Annotated in this window: 17 protein-coding genes and 1 pseudogene; 11 read left to right on the top strand and 7 right to left on the bottom strand. The window is 32.9% G+C overall.

What is annotated here, in order from left to right; genetic code table 11:
• On the bottom strand, positions 1-600 hold the full coding sequence (locus tag L3X37_RS10265) for a riboflavin synthase (protein WP_237240091.1): 600 nt from the start codon (positions 598-600) through the stop codon (positions 1-3).
• Positions 601-664: 64 nt separating this feature from the next.
• Here L3X37_RS10265 and pdxA point away from each other — a divergent pair, with 64 nt between their 5' ends.
• From pdxA to L3X37_RS10310, 9 genes are all read left to right on the top strand, one after another.
• Entirely contained in the window at positions 665-1,732 is a 1,068-nt protein-coding gene (gene pdxA / locus L3X37_RS10270; protein ID WP_237240092.1) for a 4-hydroxythreonine-4-phosphate dehydrogenase PdxA, read from the top strand.
• Between the two features lie 52 nt (positions 1,733-1,784).
• Complete coding sequence (locus L3X37_RS10275; RefSeq protein WP_237240093.1) at positions 1,785-2,324, top strand: YceD family protein; 540 nt, start codon at positions 1,785-1,787, stop codon at positions 2,322-2,324.
• Positions 2,325-2,332: 8 nt separating this feature from the next.
• Positions 2,333-2,536 carry a 50S ribosomal protein L32 gene (rpmF, locus tag L3X37_RS10280; protein ID WP_034042489.1) on the top strand — a complete coding sequence of 68 codons (204 nt, stop codon included), beginning with the start codon at positions 2,333-2,335 and terminating at the stop codon, positions 2,534-2,536.
• 176 nt (positions 2,537-2,712) lie between these two features.
• Positions 2,713-3,708 carry a beta-ketoacyl-ACP synthase III gene (locus L3X37_RS10285; protein ID WP_237240094.1) on the top strand — a complete coding sequence of 332 codons (996 nt, stop codon included), beginning with the start codon at positions 2,713-2,715 and terminating at the stop codon, positions 3,706-3,708.
• Positions 3,709-3,734: 26 nt separating this feature from the next.
• Positions 3,735-4,229 (top strand): acetyl-CoA carboxylase biotin carboxyl carrier protein, encoded by a 495-nt coding sequence (gene accB / locus L3X37_RS10290; RefSeq protein WP_237240095.1) that lies wholly within the window; start codon positions 3,735-3,737, stop codon positions 4,227-4,229.
• Between the two features lie 75 nt (positions 4,230-4,304).
• Entirely contained in the window at positions 4,305-5,657 is a 1,353-nt protein-coding gene (gene accC / locus L3X37_RS10295; RefSeq protein ID WP_237240096.1) for an acetyl-CoA carboxylase biotin carboxylase subunit, read from the top strand.
• Between the two features lie 65 nt (positions 5,658-5,722).
• Positions 5,723-7,246, top strand: a complete 1,524-nt coding sequence (locus tag L3X37_RS10300) for a sulfatase family protein (protein WP_237240097.1) — start codon at positions 5,723-5,725, stop codon at positions 7,244-7,246.
• Between the two features lie 4 nt (positions 7,247-7,250).
• Positions 7,251-8,369 carry an NAD(P)/FAD-dependent oxidoreductase gene (locus L3X37_RS10305; RefSeq protein ID WP_237240098.1) on the top strand — a complete coding sequence of 373 codons (1,119 nt, stop codon included), beginning with the start codon at positions 7,251-7,253 and terminating at the stop codon, positions 8,367-8,369.
• Between the two features lie 18 nt (positions 8,370-8,387).
• The gene (locus L3X37_RS10310; protein ID WP_237240099.1) at positions 8,388-8,837 is read left to right on the top strand and encodes a GreA/GreB family elongation factor; all 450 of its coding nucleotides are present in this window, start codon (positions 8,388-8,390) and stop codon (positions 8,835-8,837) included.
• Between the two features lie 324 nt (positions 8,838-9,161).
• Here the strand turns inward: L3X37_RS10310 and L3X37_RS10315 are convergent, their stop codons facing one another.
• The 3 genes from L3X37_RS10315 to L3X37_RS10325 form a co-directional block, all read right to left on the bottom strand.
• Entirely contained in the window at positions 9,162-9,314 is a 153-nt protein-coding gene (locus L3X37_RS10315) for a hypothetical protein (RefSeq protein WP_237240100.1), read from the bottom strand.
• Positions 9,311-10,699: an RtcB family protein gene (locus L3X37_RS10320; protein WP_237240101.1), complete on the bottom strand. Its 1,389-nt coding sequence runs from the start codon at positions 10,697-10,699 to the stop codon at positions 9,311-9,313. The genes L3X37_RS10315 and L3X37_RS10320 overlap by 4 nt, the downstream gene beginning before the upstream one ends.
• A 137-nt stretch (positions 10,700-10,836) precedes the next feature.
• Positions 10,837-11,355 (bottom strand): tetratricopeptide repeat protein, encoded by a 519-nt coding sequence (locus tag L3X37_RS10325; protein ID WP_237240102.1) that lies wholly within the window; start codon positions 11,353-11,355, stop codon positions 10,837-10,839.
• Between the two features lie 529 nt (positions 11,356-11,884).
• Between L3X37_RS10325 and L3X37_RS15425 the strand changes: the two genes are divergently transcribed.
• Complete coding sequence (locus L3X37_RS15425) at positions 11,885-13,606, top strand: WYL domain-containing protein (RefSeq protein WP_369409891.1); 1,722 nt, start codon at positions 11,885-11,887, stop codon at positions 13,604-13,606.
• On the opposite strand, the gene L3X37_RS15430 is transcribed toward L3X37_RS15425, so the two are convergent.
• From L3X37_RS15430 to L3X37_RS10345, 3 genes and pseudogenes are all read right to left on the bottom strand, one after another.
• Positions 13,601-13,903: a hypothetical protein gene (locus tag L3X37_RS15430; RefSeq protein WP_369409892.1), complete on the bottom strand. Its 303-nt coding sequence runs from the start codon at positions 13,901-13,903 to the stop codon at positions 13,601-13,603. The two genes, L3X37_RS15425 and L3X37_RS15430, sit on opposite strands and share 6 nt — an antisense overlap.
• Positions 13,900-14,511, bottom strand: a complete 612-nt coding sequence (locus L3X37_RS10340; RefSeq protein ID WP_369409893.1) for an ABC transporter ATP-binding protein — start codon at positions 14,509-14,511, stop codon at positions 13,900-13,902. The genes L3X37_RS15430 and L3X37_RS10340 overlap by 4 nt, the downstream gene beginning before the upstream one ends.
• 78 nt (positions 14,512-14,589) lie before the next feature.
• Positions 14,590-16,745, bottom strand: a pseudogene (locus L3X37_RS10345) (prolyl oligopeptidase family serine peptidase).
• A 95-nt stretch (positions 16,746-16,840) separates the two neighbouring features.
• Between L3X37_RS10345 and L3X37_RS10350 the strand changes: the two are divergent.
• Complete coding sequence (locus L3X37_RS10350) at positions 16,841-17,797, top strand: M28 family metallopeptidase (protein WP_237240103.1); 957 nt, start codon at positions 16,841-16,843, stop codon at positions 17,795-17,797.
• The last annotated feature ends 7 nt before the right edge of the window (positions 17,798-17,804 follow it).

Below are 17,804 nucleotides of genomic sequence, written 5' to 3' on the forward strand. Positions count from 1 at the left end.
TTATTTTCTAAACAAGTTCATTTCTAGGAGCTTAGTAACGTATTTTCCTAAAACATCAAATTCTAAATTTACAACCGTACCAATTTTAAAAGTGTTAAAATTTGTGTGCTCGTAAGTGTATGGTATTATAGCAACACTAAAACTTTCCTTTTTAGAATTTACAACTGTTAAGCTAGTGCCATTAATGGTTATAGACCCTTTTTCAATAGTGATATTATTTAGTTTAGAGTCGTAATTAAAAGTAAATATCCAACTGCCATTTTCTTCTTTAATATTTGTGCAAACAGCAGTTTGGTCTACATGGCCTTGAACAATATGTCCATCAAGTCTATCACCAAGTTTCATGGCGCGTTCAAGATTTACTTTATCGTTAATTTTTAAGGTTTCCAAATTAGTTTTCTCTAAAGTTTCATTAATAGCGGTAACCGTATATTCATCATTATTAATCTCAACAACGGTTAAGCAAACGCCATTATGCGAAACACTTTGGTCAATTTTTAACTCAGCAGTAATCATACTTTGAATTGAAATATGTAGATTATTTAATTCCTTCTTTAAATCAGTAACAACACCAACATCTTCAATAATTCCTGTAAACATATTTTTATCTGTTTATTTGGTTAAATTTGCAACATCAAAATTACAAACAAAAGTTGTCTTTTTTATGAAGAAAGCAGAAAATATAATTGTAGGTATATCTATTGGAGATTTAAATGGAATAGGTGGCGAAATAGTTTTAAAAACGTTTGAAGACCATAGAATTTTAGATTTCTGCACACCAGTAATTTTTGCTTCAGCTAAAACAATTGTTTTTTTAAAAACACATTTTAAGTCGGCAATTCACTTTAATAATATTAATAATATTAAACAATTAGCTCACGGAAAAGTTAATGTGTTTAATTGTTGGAACGAGCCAGTAAAAATTGAATTTGGTAAAGAAGATGTTAAAATTGGAGAATATGCAATAAAATCACTTCAAACGGCGACTAAAGCTTTAAAAAACAGTAATATTGATGTTTTGGTGACTGCGCCAATAAATAAACATAACATCCAATCAGAATCTTTTAATTTTCCTGGGCATACCGATTTTTTAGCTCAAGAGCTAGAAGGAGATAGCCTTATGTTTATGGTAAATGATGCTTTAAGAGTGGGGCTTTTAACAGATCACGTGCCAGTAAAAGACATTGTTGAGCATATTACGGAAGAATTAATAATAGAGAAAGTAAATACAGTTTATAAATCTCTTGAGAAAGATTTTAAAATAAGAAAACCTAAAATTGCTGTTTTAGGCATTAACCCACATACTGGCGATAATGGTGTTATTGGAAATGAAGACGATGCAGTTTTAAGACCAACACTAAAAAAAATTAAAGAAGAAGGGAAATTGGTTTACGGACCCTATGCTGCAGATAGTTTTTTTGGCTCTAATAACTATAAAAACTTCGATGCCATTATAGCTTCTTACCATGACCAAGGCTTAATTCCTTTTAAAACATTATCTTTTGGTCAAGGCGTAAATTATACCGCTGGATTAAATAAAGTAAGAACCTCTCCAGATCATGGTACGGCATTTGAAATTGCCGGACAAGGTAAAGCAGACGAAAACTCTTTTAAAGAAGCTGTTTTTACAGCGATACAGATTTTTAAAAATAGATCTGATTATGAGCAGATTACCTCAAATCCATTAAAAAAAGCGCCAAAAAAAACTGAGCAAAAAAATGTTTATAAGTAAGGTTGCATAAACAAAAAAGTTATATATTTGCAGGCTCAAAATAGATGTGATAATGAAGCCGTTGAAAGAGTTTACAATTCCATTTGTAGGGTTAAAGATAGGAAAACATCATTTTGAATATAAAATTGAACAAGCGTTCTTTGAGCATTTTGAGTATGAGGAGTTTAATAATGTAAAGATTCAAGTTGATGTTGAATTAGAAAAGAAAACAACACTACTAGAATTACATTTTAAAACTTCGGGTTATGTAAATATTAATTGCGATTTAACAAACGAGCCCTTTAATCAAACCATTAAGAATGAGTTTGATTTAGTGGTTAAGTTTGGTGAGGAATACAATGATGAAAATATTGATATTCTTATTGTTCCTCATGGAACTTACGAAATTAATATTCAACAATACATTTACGAATTAATTGTATTGGCAGTACCAATTAAGCGTGTACATCCTGGAATTGAAGATGGCACATTAAATTCAGAAATACTTGAAAAACTAGAAGAATTAAGTCCAAAGCTTAAAGAAAACAAAGATACTAACGAGGAAATTGACCCTCGGTGGAATACATTAAAGAAACTATTAACGGATAAATAAAATAAAAAATGGCACATCCTAAAAGAAAAATCTCAAAAACAAGAAGAGATAAGAGAAGAACACATTACAAAGCAACTGCGCCACAGATTGCTACATGCCCAACAACTGGAGAGGCTCACCTATATCACAGAGCGCATTGGCATGAAGGAAAATTATACTACAGAGGTCAAGTTTTAATTGATAACTCAGAAGAAGTAGAAAACGTAGCATAAATTATGCACACATAATATAAAACGCTCACATTGAGCGTTTTTTTATGATATTGTTTTTCTAAATCACAAAAACAATAATTTTGTGTATTATTACACCAAAATTTAGTAGTTTTCACGAAATTTTTAATGTTTTTGTCCAATTTTAATGTTTTTTTGGTCAAATTAACTATAAAGTTATGAGTAAAACCTCAGCGGCAATTACAGCTGTAGGCGCATATGTGCCAGAATATGTATTAACCAATCAAATTCTTGAAACAATGGTTGATACAAACGATGAGTGGATAACCACTAGAACAGGAATAAAAGAACGCCGCATACTGAAAGGCGAAGGCAAAGGCACTTCTTTTTTGGCCATAAACGCAGCTAAAGATCTTATTAAAAAAAGAGGTATAGACCCAAAAGATATTGAACTTGTTATAGTTGCTACTGCAACACCAGACATGAAAGCAGCTTCAACAGCGGCTTTTACGGCTTCAGAAATAGGAGCTGTAAATGCCTTTTCATTTGATATGGATGCTGCGTGTTCAAGTTTTCTTTTTGGTATGTCTGTAGCTGCTGGTTACATTGAATCTGGACGCTATAAAAATGTGCTTTTAATAGGAGCAGATAAAATGTCGTCTATAATTAATTATAAAGATAGAGCAACGTGTATTATTTTTGGAGATGGAGCGGGTGCTGTTTTATTTGAACCAAATGAGGAAAATTTAGGGCTTCAAGATGAATACTTAAGGAGCGACGGAACAGGTAGAGCGTTTTTACAAGCTACTTATGGGGGGTCATCATACCCAATAACTTTTGAAGCTATAGAAAAAGGGGCACATTGTGCATTTCAAGAAGGGAGAACTGTATTCAAAAATGCAGTTTTTAATATGGCAGATGCCACGGTAAAAATATTAGAACGAAATAACTTAACCAAAAATGACGTTGATTGGTTAGTGGCTCATCAGGCAAACAAACGTATTATTGATGCTACCGCCAACAGAATTAATTTAGAAGAAGAAAAGGTAATGATGAACATACACAAGTATGGCAATACAACATCAGCAACCTTACCTTTGCTATTAAATGATTACGAATCGCAATTAAAAAAAGGCGATAATTTGATATTTGCCGCTTTTGGAGGCGGATTTAATTGGGGCTCAATTTATTTAAAATGGGCATATAATTCATAAAACTAACCACTAATAATAAGTAAAATATGGATATTAAAGAGATTCAAAACTTAATTAAGTTTGTTGCCAAATCTGGTGCTAGCGAGGTTAAATTGGAGATGGATGATGTTAAAATTACCATCAAAACAGGATCAGATTCAGACACTACAATAGTACATCAAGTTCCTGCTGTACCTCAAATACCTCAAATTCCTCAAGCACCCCAAGTGGCACAATCAGCTGCTGCTCAACCAGCGGCACCTGCTCAAGAATTAGCTACACCAGCAAGTGACGATTCAAAATATATTACTATAAAATCTCCAATAATAGGAACGTTTTACAGAAAACCATCTCCAGATAAACCATTATTTGTTGAGGTAGGACAAACCATTGCAGAGGGCGATGTACTTTGTATTATTGAGGCAATGAAACTTTTCAATGAAATAGAATCTGAAGTTTCAGGAAAAGTAGTTAAGATATTAGTTGACGATTCTTCACCAGTAGAATTCGACCAACCTTTATTTTTAGTAGATCCATCATAACCAAATTTAAAATTCCAAAAAACAGTTTCAATTTTATTGAAATTTGGAATTTGAAATTTTAAATGTTTATAAGTTATGTTTAAAAAAATACTGATTGCCAATAGAGGAGAAATAGCATTACGTGTTATTAGAACCTGTAAAGAAATGGGCATTAAAACCGTTGCGGTTTATTCGACAGCTGATGCCGACAGTTTACACGTTAAATTTGCTGATGAAGCCGTTTGTATTGGTCCACCAGCAAGTAGCGAATCTTATTTAAAAATGTCAAATGTTATTGCTGCTGCAGAAATTACTAATGCTGATGCAATTCACCCAGGATATGGATTTTTGTCTGAAAATGCTAAATTTTCTAAAATTTGTGAAGAGCATGGAATAAAATTCATTGGGGCTTCTGAAGAAATGATTTCTAAAATGGGGGATAAGGCAACTGCAAAAGCAACGATGAAAGCTGCTGGTGTACCTTGTGTACCTGGAAGTGAAGGTATTATAGCTGATTTTGAAGAATGCGAAAAATTAGCTGTAGAAGTAGGTTATCCTGTTATGCTTAAAGCTACTGCCGGTGGTGGAGGTAAAGGCATGCGTGCCGTTTGGAAACCAGTAGATCTTAAAAACGCATGGGATTCTGCAAGACAAGAAAGCAAAGCAGCTTTTGGAAATGACGATATGTACATGGAAAAGCTTATTGAAGAACCAAGGCATATAGAAATTCAAGTAGTAGGCGATTCAACAGGAAGAGCTTGCCATCTTTCTGAAAGAGATTGCTCTGTGCAACGTCGTCATCAAAAATTAACCGAAGAAGTCCCTTCGCCATTTATGACAAGCGCATTGCGTAAAAAAATGGGAGAAGCAGCAGTAAAAGCAGCAGAATACATTAAATACGAAGGCGCGGGAACGGTAGAATTTTTGGTTGACAAACACCGTAATTTCTACTTTATGGAAATGAATACACGTATACAAGTAGAGCATCCTATTACCGAACAGGTTATTGATTTCGACTTAATTCGCGAGCAAATTCTTGTAGCCGCCGGTGTTCCTATTTCAGGAAAAAATTATACACCAAATTTACATTCAATAGAATGTAGAATTAATGCTGAAGATCCGTTTAACGGTTTTCGCCCATCACCAGGAAAAATAACAACGTTACATGCTCCTGGAGGCCATGGTGTTCGTTTAGACACACATGTTTATGCAGGTTATTCAATTCCGCCAAACTACGATTCTATGATTGCCAAGTTAATTACAACAGCGCAAACCAGAGAAGAGGCGATTAATAAAATGAAACGTGCTTTAGATGAGTTTGTAATTGAAGGTATAAAAACAACCATACCTTTTCACAGACAGCTTATGGAGCACCCAGATTATTTAGCAGGAAATTACACCACTAAATTTATGGAAGATTTCGTATTAGAAAAGCAAATAGAAGAATAATTAAAAACTCCGAAAAATACTTTTCGGAGTTTTTTTTAACTTAGAATTTAAAAACACTTAGCAGTATGAAGGTATCTAGCAAAATTTTATGTTTAATTTTTTTAATTGTTTTTATACGCTGTAAAGATGATTCTAAAAAAGATTCTGAAAAAAACATAAAGAAAAATCACCCTAACATTGTTATTATTTATGCAGATGATTTAGGTTTTGGCGATGTAAGTAGTTATGGCTCTACAGAATTATTAACACCAAATATAGATAGGATAGCTAATGAAGGAATAAAATTTACAAATGGTTATGCTACTTCACCAACCTGTACACCAAGTAGGTATTCTTTACTATCTGGCACATATCCTTTTAGAACAAAAAGAGCACAGGTATTACCAGGAAATGCACCGTTACTTTTTGAGTTAGGAAAGCAAACACTACCATCAATGTTGCAAAGTGCAGGTTATAAAACAGGAGTTGTTGGGAAATGGCATTTGGGATTAGGAGATGAAAATATGGATTGGAATGGTAAAATTGCACCTGGCCCATTAGAAATTGGTTTTGATTACGCCTACATTATGGCTTCTACTAATGATAGAGTGCCATCAGTGTATGTTGAGAACCATAAGGTTGTTGGTTTAACAAAAGAAGATTCCATTTTTGTGAGTTATCAAAAGAATTTTGATGGCGAGCCAACAGGCAGAGAAAATCCAGAGTTATTAAAAGTACACCCAAGCCATGGACATGATATGAGTATTCATAATGGAATTTCAAGAATTGGTTATATGAAAGGCGGAAAATCAGCTTTATTTACTGATGAAGATATGAATGATGATTTTTTAAGAGAGTCCATTAAATACATCAACAAAAATAAAGACAATCCTTTTTTCTTATTTTATGCCTTGCACCAACCACATGTTCCCAGAATACCACATCCTCGCTTTGTAGGTAAATCAGGCTTGGGACCTAGAGGCGATGTTATTGTTGAAGCAGATTGGGCTGTTGGACAGTTTTTAGATGAGTTAGATAAGTTAGGACTTTCAGAAAATACAATTGTTATATTTTCAAGCGATAATGGGCCCGTTTTAGATGACGGCTATAAAGATGATGCTGTTACCAAAATAGGGAAGCATACTCCTAGAGGTGGACTTCGAGGAGGAAAATATAGTCTTTTTGACGCAGGCACACATGTGCCTTTTATGATTAGATGGAAAGGCACCATAAAACCGGGAGTGTCAGACGCTTTGGTGTCTCAAATGGATTTTACAGCATCGTTTGCAGCTTTAACAGACCAGAACAATATGACACCAGATAGCAAAAATATATTAGATGCCTTTTTAGGAAAATCTTCAAAAGGGAGAAATGGACTTATTCTGGGTCAAAATAATATTATGGCATATAGAGAGGGTGATTGGGCTTTAATTCCTCCACACAAAGGAGGGGGAATTGTAAACAAATGGGTAAATATTGAATCTGGAAGAGACACAATATATCAACTTTATAATTTAAAAGAAGACAGGGCGCAACAACATAATTTAGCAGAAATTAATACTGAAAAATTAGAAGCCCTAAAACAAGCTTTAGAGCAGGAAAAGAAATAATATTTTGAACTTATCGTATTGGGAAATTAAATCGTGGCTAGCACATGTAGATTATACGATTGTTGGTAGTGGCATTGTGGGTTTAAATTGCGCATTACAGCTAAAAAAACGTTTTCCAAAAGCCCATATTCTTATTTTAGAAAAAGGGATACTTCCTCAAGGCGCTAGTACCAAAAATGCGGGTTTTGCATGTTTTGGAAGTTTAAGCGAAATATTAGACGATTTAAAAACCCATTCGGAAGATGAGGTTGTTGCATTAGTAAAAAATAGGATAGATGGGTTAAAACTTTTACGACAGACTTTAGGCGATGCAAATATTGATTATAAACAGTGTGGAGGATTTGAACTATTTACAAAAGCAGATTCAGAGTTATTTGAAGATTGCCTTTCAAAAAAAGAAAGTATTAACAATTTACTAAAACTTATTTTTAATGATGAAGTGTTCAGTTTAAAAAGCAATGTCTTTAATTTTAAAAATATACAAAGCCAGTATATTTTTAATCAGTTTGAAGGTCAAATTGACACTGGAAAAATGATGGCGTCATTAACGCATTTAGTGTTGAAAAATGGCATAAAAATATTGAATAGTATTACTGTTGAAGCGTTTTCTGAAGATTCAGATTCAGTAAAGATAAAAACCAATCACTTTGACTTTTCAACGTCTAAACTACTAATAACAACTAATGGATTTGCATCACAATTAATTAAAGAACAAGTAAAACCAGCACGTGCGCAAGTATTAATAACGAAACCCATAAATAATTTGCATATTAAAGGGACATTTCATTTAGATAAAGGCTATTATTATTTTAGAAATATTGATAATAGAATTTTATTGGGTGGTGGGAGAAATCTGGATTTTCAAACCGAGGAGACAACGGAGTTTGGTGAAACTCAATTAATTCAAAATAAATTAGAAACTCTTTTAAAAACTATAATTTTACCAGAAATACCTTTTGAAGTCGACTATAGATGGAGCGGAATAATGGGTACAGGGAGCAAGAAAAAAGCTATTGTAAAGCAAGTATCAAATAATGTGTTTTGTGGCGTAAGGCTTGGCGGCATGGGAGTGGCTATCGGAAGTTTGGTAGGTAAAGAATTAGCGGATTTAATTCCTGAGTAGGCAGGAAACACATTAATTATGTCCTTAAAAGAAAAATTATATATCCAATGTGTTGAGTTTGTTGATAATCGTTTTCAAACCATTCAAAATACTATAAACGAAATTCAAGAATCCTTACAATCTGAAACCAAGAGTAGCGCAGGGGATAAGCACGAAACGGGTCGTGCTATGTTACAATTAGAACGTGAAAAAGCGGGTAATCAGCTTTCTGAAATCTCTAAAATTAAAGAAGCGCTAATTAAAATAGACATTTCTAAATCGTCTAAGAACATAGGTTTAGGAAGTGTAGTTTATACTACAAAGGCCAATTACTATTTGGCCATTAGTGCAGGGGAATTAGAAGTTGACAACAATAAATTTTATGCAATTTCTCCAAATACACCAATGGGAAAGTTGTTAATCGGGAAAAGTGTTGGAGATGAGGTCGTTTTTAGAGGACAGGATTTTATAATAATTGAAGTGTTTTAAAATAAAAAAGCAGGCTAAATTTTGTTAGCCTGCTTCTCGCTTTTAAAATGTATTTTAAAAGAGCCAACCAAGAACATGAATAACTCCAACTACTAAAGAAAATACTGCAAATAAGGCTATAGTTATAGCAAACACGCATCCTATTTTTTCGCTAAAAGTCTGCTTATGTTTTTTTGGCTCTTCAAGTTTACTTTTAGGTTTATTTAAAACTTCAACATGAGAGAATTGAAAATCAGAATGTTTTAAATCTATATCATACGATATTTCAAAAACAGCTTGTTTATTTAATTCTCTATCTTCTAATTTCGAACTAATTTGAAGAAGTTAATTTGCATAAAGCATTAAACCTTCTTTATTTGCTTTAACATAGCTAGAAAATTCATTTTCTTCACCATAAAAGAAACCAATATAAGCCTCATCAGTAGAGTATTCATTATTTATGTTTTGAATGACGCTATTTAATTCTTGAGTTTTCATTTCCTTTTTCTTTTTTCTCTTCTAATTTTCCAAGGTGCATTTTTTTGCCAATCGCCAGCCATAATACAACCGTAGGGCATAACCTCATCAATAACTTTTCCTAAGCCATATTCTTCCATTTGGTTTCTAACGGTTTGTGCATTTTTATAAGCACTTGGTAATTCGGTAATATCAATTTCCTTTGAGAAAAACCGAACATCTAAACCTCTAGTTTCTTCTTTAAAAATTTGCATAATAGTTCCTGTTTTGCTTTTTCTATGTTGTGTTCTACTCACATTTCTGCCAGCACCATGAGGTGCAAAACCTAAATTGGTTTTTGTAGTTACACCTTCAACAATCAGCACAGGCTCGCTCATGTTTAAAGGAATCAATCTTGGACCCGTAATATCTGGCATAAACTTAGCGTCTAAAGGTGTTGCACCTTTGGCATGGTAAAATAAATCACCATCTTTAAAAACAAAATTATGTTCGTTCCAGTATCGGTTTTCAATATCGATTTCTAAAGCTTCAGCAACCGAATTATGCAAAACCTGATGGTTAGTTTTTGTCCATTTTCTAATGACTTGCAAAGCTTCCCAATACGATTTGCCTTCTTCGGTTTCAAAAGGAATCCATGCATTTTGTTTCATAGTATCTGGCGATAAATCCTTTCTAAATCGTTCAGCAATTTTCATACCTTTGGCGTACAACCTTGCTCCTGGTCCTCTAGAGCCATGGTGAGTAACCATCATGGTATTTCCCGTTTTTTTTGAGATTCCAACAAACAAGAAATGATTTCCATCACCTTGTGTTCCTAAATGCGATCTTGCGATTTGAATCATTTGTCCATCGTTTAATAAATAATTAGATTCAAAAGCATCCAATAATTCCTTCGGAAATCTAAACTGCGTGTTTCTATCTCTTCCCCCAGGTCCAAAATGCGTGTTGGCATGTGCTACATCTAAGACGTCTTTTGGGAGTGCTTTACCAAAATCGGTTAACATCACAGAGCAGCAAATATCTGCACTATGCATGCCAGGGTGAATAGCATTTTTTGCAACGGCAACACCACCTACAGGAATAGTTCCGTCTGGACCAGTAGGGCAGGCGTCTGGCATAATTGCACCATCAACCAATGTTGGTGTTTTCATCAACGTTTGCATAGAATTAATGACCTTAGTGACATTGTCTTCTTCGAGTTCATTTTCTGCTTTAATGTTTATAGAAAAGTCAATAGGTTTTGCATGTAATTCTATTGGCTCTGGTAATTTGAACCGTTTTAAATATGATGTCATCGCATCATTTTCTAAATTGTTTTCATTGATATGATCAATAGCGTTTTTCATCCATTTTCCTTGTCTGTAACCTAATGCGATTAAATCGTGTCCTGTTATTTTTGTTTTCATAATTTTTTCTTTTATTAAGCCCCACCAGCTTCCTCGTCTGGTGGAGCGCTACTTATTGAAGCCTGATTCCAAATGACTTCTAATTAATTACTCTGCAAATATTTTACACTATTGCGCAATGTTTTTGCGTACTAAAATTATTTCTTCTTTTTCTTCTTTTTTTTCTTGCGCTTTGGTTTTAATTTGGCTTTTATTCTGCTAATTTCATTATCAATATAGCTTATAAAATCGTTGTTAAATCCAAATGATTTTGCTATTTTAAGTGCTTTAATCGCTTTTTTATGATCTTGAAGATTTTCAAAAAGATGACCTTGTTTTAACCAAACTTCGCCTTTATTTAATCCTTTTACGGTAAAAGCAAATTCAATTAATTTTTTAGCTTCATCGTAATCTTCATTCCATATTAACACAGAAATGTATTTAGGATACACTTTTACAAAATCCATTTTATTAGCCAAAGCTTCAGCATAATACTGCTTTGCTTTTTCGTAATCCCCTAATTGTTCTGCTTGCAAACGCCCCATTAAGTATAAGGCATATATATTATTTGCCTCGTAAGACAATGCATAATTTAGGTTTTCAACGGTTTCTTCTAAGTCGTACGGATACGCATCTATAGCTTTAAGCACGTAATTGTTTAACAAATTCGTGTCCATTGTTTTTTGTTTTAATAATTTCGTTTTGAAACACTTCGACTGCGCTCAGTGTGACATCACGATTGTTAATTTTTGTAATTACTGTTTTGGAAAATGTTTAGCAGATTTGCTAACGACTGAAAACAAAAAATCCGAAACAGTTTTTAATTGCTTCGGATTTTTTCATTTATAATTTTGAAAAGTTTATCTAACGATAATCACGAAGCATCACAAAAGGCGATATGCCTTTCGGGAAATTTTGATATGTTATAAATAAACTCATAGTTTCTAATTTTTAATTTAACTTGCTTTACTTCGACCGAGATTGGTATGGCAAAATGCGCTGCAAAGATTTAGATTTATTTTTGACTTTTCAAAATTTATTTTTTCAATCTCTAAAAATTTAAGGCCTTAATACGAAGTATTAACTTTTTTTGAAAAAAGCAAAAAATAAATCTAAAATGCTTTAAAATTCATCATTTTTATAAACTACGCATAACTAATGCGCAGTAATTTATTACTTTTATTTCAGCTTTAAAAAAACACAAAAATGGCAGTCAATAAAAACGCATTAATACGATATAAAACCATTGATAAATGTTTGCAAAATAATTATAGACAATGGACGCTTAATGATTTGATTGAAGCGGTTTCTGATGCACTTTACGAGTACGAAGGAAAAGATGTTGATGTTAGCAAACGTACTGTACAATTAGATTTGCAAATGATGCGTAGCGACAAGTTGGGATATAACGCGCCAATTGTGGTTTACGACAGGAAATTTTATAAGTACGACGATGTAGATTACAGCATAACAAACAGCCCGATTTCTAATCAAGATTTGGGTAAATTATCTGAAGCGGTTTCGTTTTTAAAACAGTTTCAAGGGTTTTCGCATTTTAACGAATTAGGAAGCATGGTCCAAAAATTAGAAGACCACATTTATACTCAAAAAACACAAGAAAAACCTTTAATTGATTTTGAAAAAAACGATAATTTAAAAGGTTTAGAATTTTTAGACAAATTGTATCAATTCATACTAAAAAAACAAGCTATTGAAATTACATATCAATCATTTAAAGCACGACAAGAAAGTACATTTACGTTCCACCCATATTTACTAAAAGAGTTTAGAAACCGATGGTTTGTTATTGGTAAAAGAAAGCAAAATGAAGGTGTAATGAATTTAGCTTTAGATCGTATAATTTCAATTAAAAAAAGTGCTAAAACATTTGTTTTTGATGATACTTTTGACACCGAAACGTATTATAAAAATGCTATTGGAGTTTCTGTTAGCCCAAATTTAGAACCAGAAACTGTATTGCTTTATATTAACCATAAACAAGCGCCTTATGTATTAACAAAGCCTTTTCATCACTCACAAAAACAAGTGGGTAGAGATAATTATGGCGTAACTATTTCTTTAAATGTGCAGCTTAATTTTGAGTTGGAAAAAGAAATTTTAGGACTTGGAGAGGGCATAAAAGTAATTGCACCAGAGCGTTTAAAACGTCAAATAAAAGAGCGTTTGTATGATGCTGTTGATGCCTATGAAACTGAAATTAATGATAAAAATTTAAGAACCATTGCAAAACGTTTGGAGTATAAAGGTTTTGGGATTTTAAATCATGTTTATACAAAGCGCGATATTAGAAAACTAAAAGCAAGATTAGATAAATATTTAAGAGAGCATAACGAGCAAGCTTTTGGTATGCGCGAAGTGCTTAAAAAAATGCCTGAGCTTAAAGAGATTCTGTTTAATAGAAACTTTAAAAAGCTAATAAAGTCAATCGATAAAGATGTGTTTTTAACTAAAGCTATTTATTTTGACAAATCACCACAAGATAATTGGTATGTAACGTGGCATCAAGATGTGCCTATTAATGTTTCAAAAAAAATAGATACAGAAGGGTTTACTTCTTGGACAAATAAAAAGGGTATTATAAGTGTTTGTCCGACAGAAGATATATCTAAAAAAACCTTTTCAATGCGGATTCACTTAGACGACACCAGTATAAAAAATGGCGCTTTAAAAGTGATTCCGGGTTCGCATAATAAACGGTTAAATGATGATGAAATTAAATTGATAACAACCAACTCCATTCCGTTTACAAGCGAAGTTGCTTCTGGTGGCGTTCAGTTAATAAAGCCTTTGTTACTGCATGCTTCATCTAAAACTAAAGTCCAAAAAAGACGACGCGTATTGCATTTTGAGTTTTCTTCAATTGAATTGCCAAATCATTTAGAGTATGCCGAAAGAGAAGATTTATAATACTATCTCAAGAAACAACACTTTGTTTTTAGCATATGGGATTTTACTTTCAAAAAACACCTTTTCGCCATCCAAATTAGCTTCAATTAAATAATTATTACCTTTAAAATAACTTTCTTTTACGGTGGTTTTTAAATTTGATTTATTGACAATTTTTAGTTGTTGTGCATAAACTATTTCACCATTTATAACATTAAACTCATTAAAAAAAGAGGCAATTAATTTGTTTTGAGGATTTTTGTATAAATATTGAGGCTTATGGTTTGCTATAATTTGAGCATCATGTAAAACAATCATATTGTCTGAAAAGGGCAAAACATCATTCTTATCGTGTGTAGCCACAATGCAGGTAATATTTTTTCTTTTAAATATTTAAATAAACTTCGGCGTAAGGATTGCTTTTTAAAATTATCGATATGGCTAAAAGGCTCGTCTAATAAAATAATTTCAGGTTGTTTTGCAATAGCCCTTGCTAAGGCAACACGTTGTTTTTGTCCACCACTTAATAATTTTACTTTGGTATTTGCAAAATCTTTTAATTGAACAACCTCTAAAAGTTCATCAATACGTTCTTGTTTTTCTTCGGGATAAAAATTAGAAAGAAATTCCCCAATATTTTCAGCAACAGTAATAAATGGTATCAAATCGAATTCTTGTGCCACATATTTCATGTATTCTGGACCAACTATTAGATTGTGCTTTGGGCCTAAAATTTCTTTGTCTTTCCAAAAAATTTGTCCTTTGTTTAAATCGTATGTTCCGTATAATAGTTTTAAAAGGGTGCTCTTTCCAGAACCGCTTTCGCCAATAATGGAAAAGTGTTCGCTAGGGTTTACCTTAAAAGAAATACTCTTTAAAACAGGAGTTTTATTATAAGAAAAAGATATGTTTTTAACTTGAAGCATATAATATGTTGTTACATAGAGCACAGTCGGGATTCTTAAATAGTTCTCGACTGCGCTCGAACGGACAAAAAAGGAGGGTTATCCTTTTATTTTTTCTTTGGTTTTACTTGGCAATACATCAAATCCCATATTATAAAGTGTAAAACCAAAAATATCTACTTGTTCTTCAATTTGTTTACTAACAGGTTTGCCGGCACCATGGCCAGCATCAGTTTCAATGCGTATTAAAGTTGGGTTATTTCCTGTTTGTTTACTTTGTAATTCGGCTACAAATTTAAAGCTGTGTGCGGGAACAACTCTATCATCATGGTCGCCAGTGGTTACTAAAGTTGCAGGATATTCAATACCTTGTTTAACATTATGCACGGGTGAGTAGCCTTTAAGATATTCAAACATGTCTTTACTTTGTTCGGCAGTGCCATAATCATAAGCCCAACCTGCTCCTGCAGTAAACGTGTGGTAACGAAGCATATCTAAAACACCAACAGCAGGTAATGCTACTTTGGCTAAATATGGGCGCTGTGTCATAACAGCTCCAACTAATAAGCCACCATTTGATCCGCCCCGAATAGCTAAATAATCAGATGATGTATAGTTGTTTTCAATTAAGTATTCTGCAGCAGCAATAAAGTCGTCAAACACATTTTGTTTTTTCATTTGTGTACCTGCATCATGCCATATTTTTCCGTATTCGCCACCACCACGTAAATTAGGGACAGCATAGATACCGCCTTGTTCCATCCAAACAGCGTTTGTAATTCTAAAAGAAGGTGTTAAACTGATATTGAATCCACCATATGCGTAAAGCATAGTTGGGTTTTTTCCGTTGAGTTCTAAGCCTTTTTTATTGGTAATTATCATAGGTATTTTAGTGCCATCTTTTGAGGTATAAAACACTTGTTTGCTTTCAAAATCATCACTATTAAAATTAATGCTTGGTTTCCAATATAAGTCAGTTTTACCAGTTTCAGGTTCAAATTTATAAATGCTAGAAGGCGTGTTATAGTTTGTAAACGAATAATACAAAACAGTATCTTTCTTTTTACCATTAAACCCATTTACAGTTCCCAACCCTGGTAATTCAATGTCTCTTATTAATTCGCCGTTATAGTTATATTGTTTTACTTTAGAAATAGCATCAACCATATATTTAGCAAAAAAGAATCCACTTCCTTTTGATGGGGTTAAAACATTTTCAGTTTCAGGTATAAAATCTTCCCAATGTTCTGGTATTGGTTTCGATGCATCAACAGTTACAATTTTTTTGTTTGGTGCATTTAAATTAGTAACTAAAAACAGTTTGCTTTCTTCATTTTCAATAATATAGGTGTCGCTATCTGTATGATCTAAAATGGTAATAAGTTGGCTTTCTGGGTTTGATAAATCTTTGATAAATAATTTATTACCCGATGTAGAAACTTTAGCTGAAATAATCAAATAATTATTGTCTTCGGTTACACTAGCAAATACATAACGATGCTTTTCTTCAGGTGTGCCGCCAAAAATTAAAGCATCTTCTTTTTGAGGCGTTCCTAATTTATGATAATACACTTTATGCTGGTCAGTTTTAGCCGAAAGTTCGCTACCCTTTGGCTTATCGTAACTTGAATAATAAAAGCCTTCGTTTTTGTACCACGAAATACCACTGAATTTTACATCTTTAAGCGTATCTTCAACAATCTCTCGTGTTTCAGGATTTACAACAATAATTTTTCTCCAATCACTACCACCTTCAGAAATAGAATACGCTAACATGTCGCTGTTTTTAGAAAAACTTAAGCCACCGCCTAATGAAATAGTACCATCTTTAGAAAAGGTATTTGGGTCTAAAAACACTTTGGCTTTTTCATCGCCTTTTTTTCTGTAGTATACATTTTGATTTTGCAGACCATCATTTTTTGAAAAATAAGTATACTCACCTTCAATAAACGGCGCACCTACTTTTTCGTAATTCCATAGATTCGATAAACGCTCTTTTAGTTTATCTCTAAACGGAATATTATCTAAATATGCATAGGTACTTTTATTTTGTAATTTAACCCAAGCTTCGGTTTCTTCACTTCTGTCATCTTCCAACCAACGATACGGGTCTTTAACTTCTACATCAAAATATGTGTCAACGGTACCTACCGTTTTTGTTTCAGGATAATTCACAATAATATTTTTTCTTCTTTATCATTTTTGCACGCCATAATAGTAGCGAGAGTTAAAAAACTAAGTATTATTTTTTTCATAACAGGTAAATTATTAATCTTCGAAAATAAGTAAAACAGATTTAAAGATTAAATTACATGTTATATATTTGAGGGTATTGAAAAAGAGGTGGTCTATGAAAAATATTTTTTTGTTTTTATTGATAGGGATGATTAATTTATGTGTGTTTTCGCAATCTGAAATCACTGAAAACGAACTAAAAGAACACATTTTATTTTTAACTTCAGATAAAAACGCTGGTCGATACCCAGGAGGAAAAACAAACAAAAGCATTGTTAAATATTTAAAGAAAGCATTTAAAAATATTGGAATTAAATCTTTTGAGGTAGGTTACAAACAAAACTTTAAAGCTGCACTTCGAGTAGAAAAAGGGGTTAAAGAAAAACCTATTGTAAAAACCTGCAATGTGGTTGGGTTTATTGAAGGCAATGATGAGCTACTTAAAAACGAATACATTGTTTTGGGTGCGCATTACGACCATTTAGGATTTGGTGGCCCATCATCTAAATCTGAAAAAAAGAATACCATTCATTATGGTGCTGATGATAATGCCAGCGGAACTTCAGCACTTTTAGAAATAGCCGAAAAAATAGCCAGTGAAAAACACGTATTAAAACGCAGTATTATTTTTATTGCTTTTGGAGCCGAAGAACAAGGCTTATTAGGAAGCAGGTATTTTGTTGAAAATCCATTAGTACCATTATCACAAATTAAATTGATGATTAATATGGATATGGTTGGTAGGATGAACAAAGAGAAACATGTGTATATGGGTGGTGCAGGCACTTTTCCTGATGGGGTAGATTTTATGAAAACTTTAGGCAAATCTTTAAACCTAACCCCTATTGTGCATGCGGGTTCTGTTGGTGGATCAGACCATGTGTCGTTTTATAAAAAAAGCATTTCGGTTTTAGGGATGCATACTGGCGGACACCGACAATATCATACACCTGAGGATACGGTTGATTTAATAAATTTTAAAGGTCAAAAACAGGTGTGCGAGTATATATTTAAAACCATTATGACGCTCGCCTCAACAGATTATAAAATGGCGTTTATTAAGCAAGATTAAAAAAGAA

The organism is Wocania arenilitoris (assembly GCF_021728535.1).
Taxonomy (GTDB): Bacteria; Bacteroidota; Bacteroidia; order Flavobacteriales; family Flavobacteriaceae; genus Wocania_A; species Wocania_A arenilitoris.

Excerpts from the sequence above, each read along its gene's own strand:
- L3X37_RS10320 (WP_237240101.1), bottom strand. The coding sequence starts at position 10,699 with ATGAAAACAAAAATAACAGGACACGATTTAATCGCATTAGGTTACAGA.
- L3X37_RS10350 (WP_237240103.1), top strand. The coding sequence starts at position 16,841 with ATGAAAAATATTTTTTTGTTTTTATTGATAGGGATGATTAATTTATGT.
- L3X37_RS10265 (WP_237240091.1), bottom strand. The coding sequence starts at position 600 with ATGTTTACAGGAATTATTGAAGATGTTGGTGTTGTTACTGATTTAAAG.
- pdxA (WP_237240092.1), top strand. The coding sequence starts at position 665 with ATGAAGAAAGCAGAAAATATAATTGTAGGTATATCTATTGGAGATTTA.
- L3X37_RS10300 (WP_237240097.1), top strand. The coding sequence starts at position 5,723 with ATGAAGGTATCTAGCAAAATTTTATGTTTAATTTTTTTAATTGTTTTT.
- L3X37_RS10325 (WP_237240102.1), bottom strand. The coding sequence starts at position 11,355 with ATGGACACGAATTTGTTAAACAATTACGTGCTTAAAGCTATAGATGCG.
- L3X37_RS15425 (WP_369409891.1), top strand. The coding sequence starts at position 11,885 with ATGGCAGTCAATAAAAACGCATTAATACGATATAAAACCATTGATAAA.
- L3X37_RS15430 (WP_369409892.1), bottom strand. The coding sequence starts at position 13,903 with ATGATTGTTTTACATGATGCTCAAATTATAGCAAACCATAAGCCTCAA.
- L3X37_RS10285 (WP_237240094.1), top strand. The coding sequence starts at position 2,713 with ATGAGTAAAACCTCAGCGGCAATTACAGCTGTAGGCGCATATGTGCCA.
- L3X37_RS10340 (WP_369409893.1), bottom strand. The coding sequence starts at position 14,511 with ATGCTTCAAGTTAAAAACATATCTTTTTCTTATAATAAAACTCCTGTT.
- accC (WP_237240096.1), top strand. The coding sequence starts at position 4,305 with ATGTTTAAAAAAATACTGATTGCCAATAGAGGAGAAATAGCATTACGT.
- L3X37_RS10275 (WP_237240093.1), top strand. The coding sequence starts at position 1,785 with ATGAAGCCGTTGAAAGAGTTTACAATTCCATTTGTAGGGTTAAAGATA.
- L3X37_RS10310 (WP_237240099.1), top strand. The coding sequence starts at position 8,388 with ATGTCCTTAAAAGAAAAATTATATATCCAATGTGTTGAGTTTGTTGAT.
- accB (WP_237240095.1), top strand. The coding sequence starts at position 3,735 with ATGGATATTAAAGAGATTCAAAACTTAATTAAGTTTGTTGCCAAATCT.
- L3X37_RS10315 (WP_237240100.1), bottom strand. The coding sequence starts at position 9,314 with ATGAAAACTCAAGAATTAAATAGCGTCATTCAAAACATAAATAATGAA.
- rpmF (WP_034042489.1), top strand. The coding sequence starts at position 2,333 with ATGGCACATCCTAAAAGAAAAATCTCAAAAACAAGAAGAGATAAGAGA.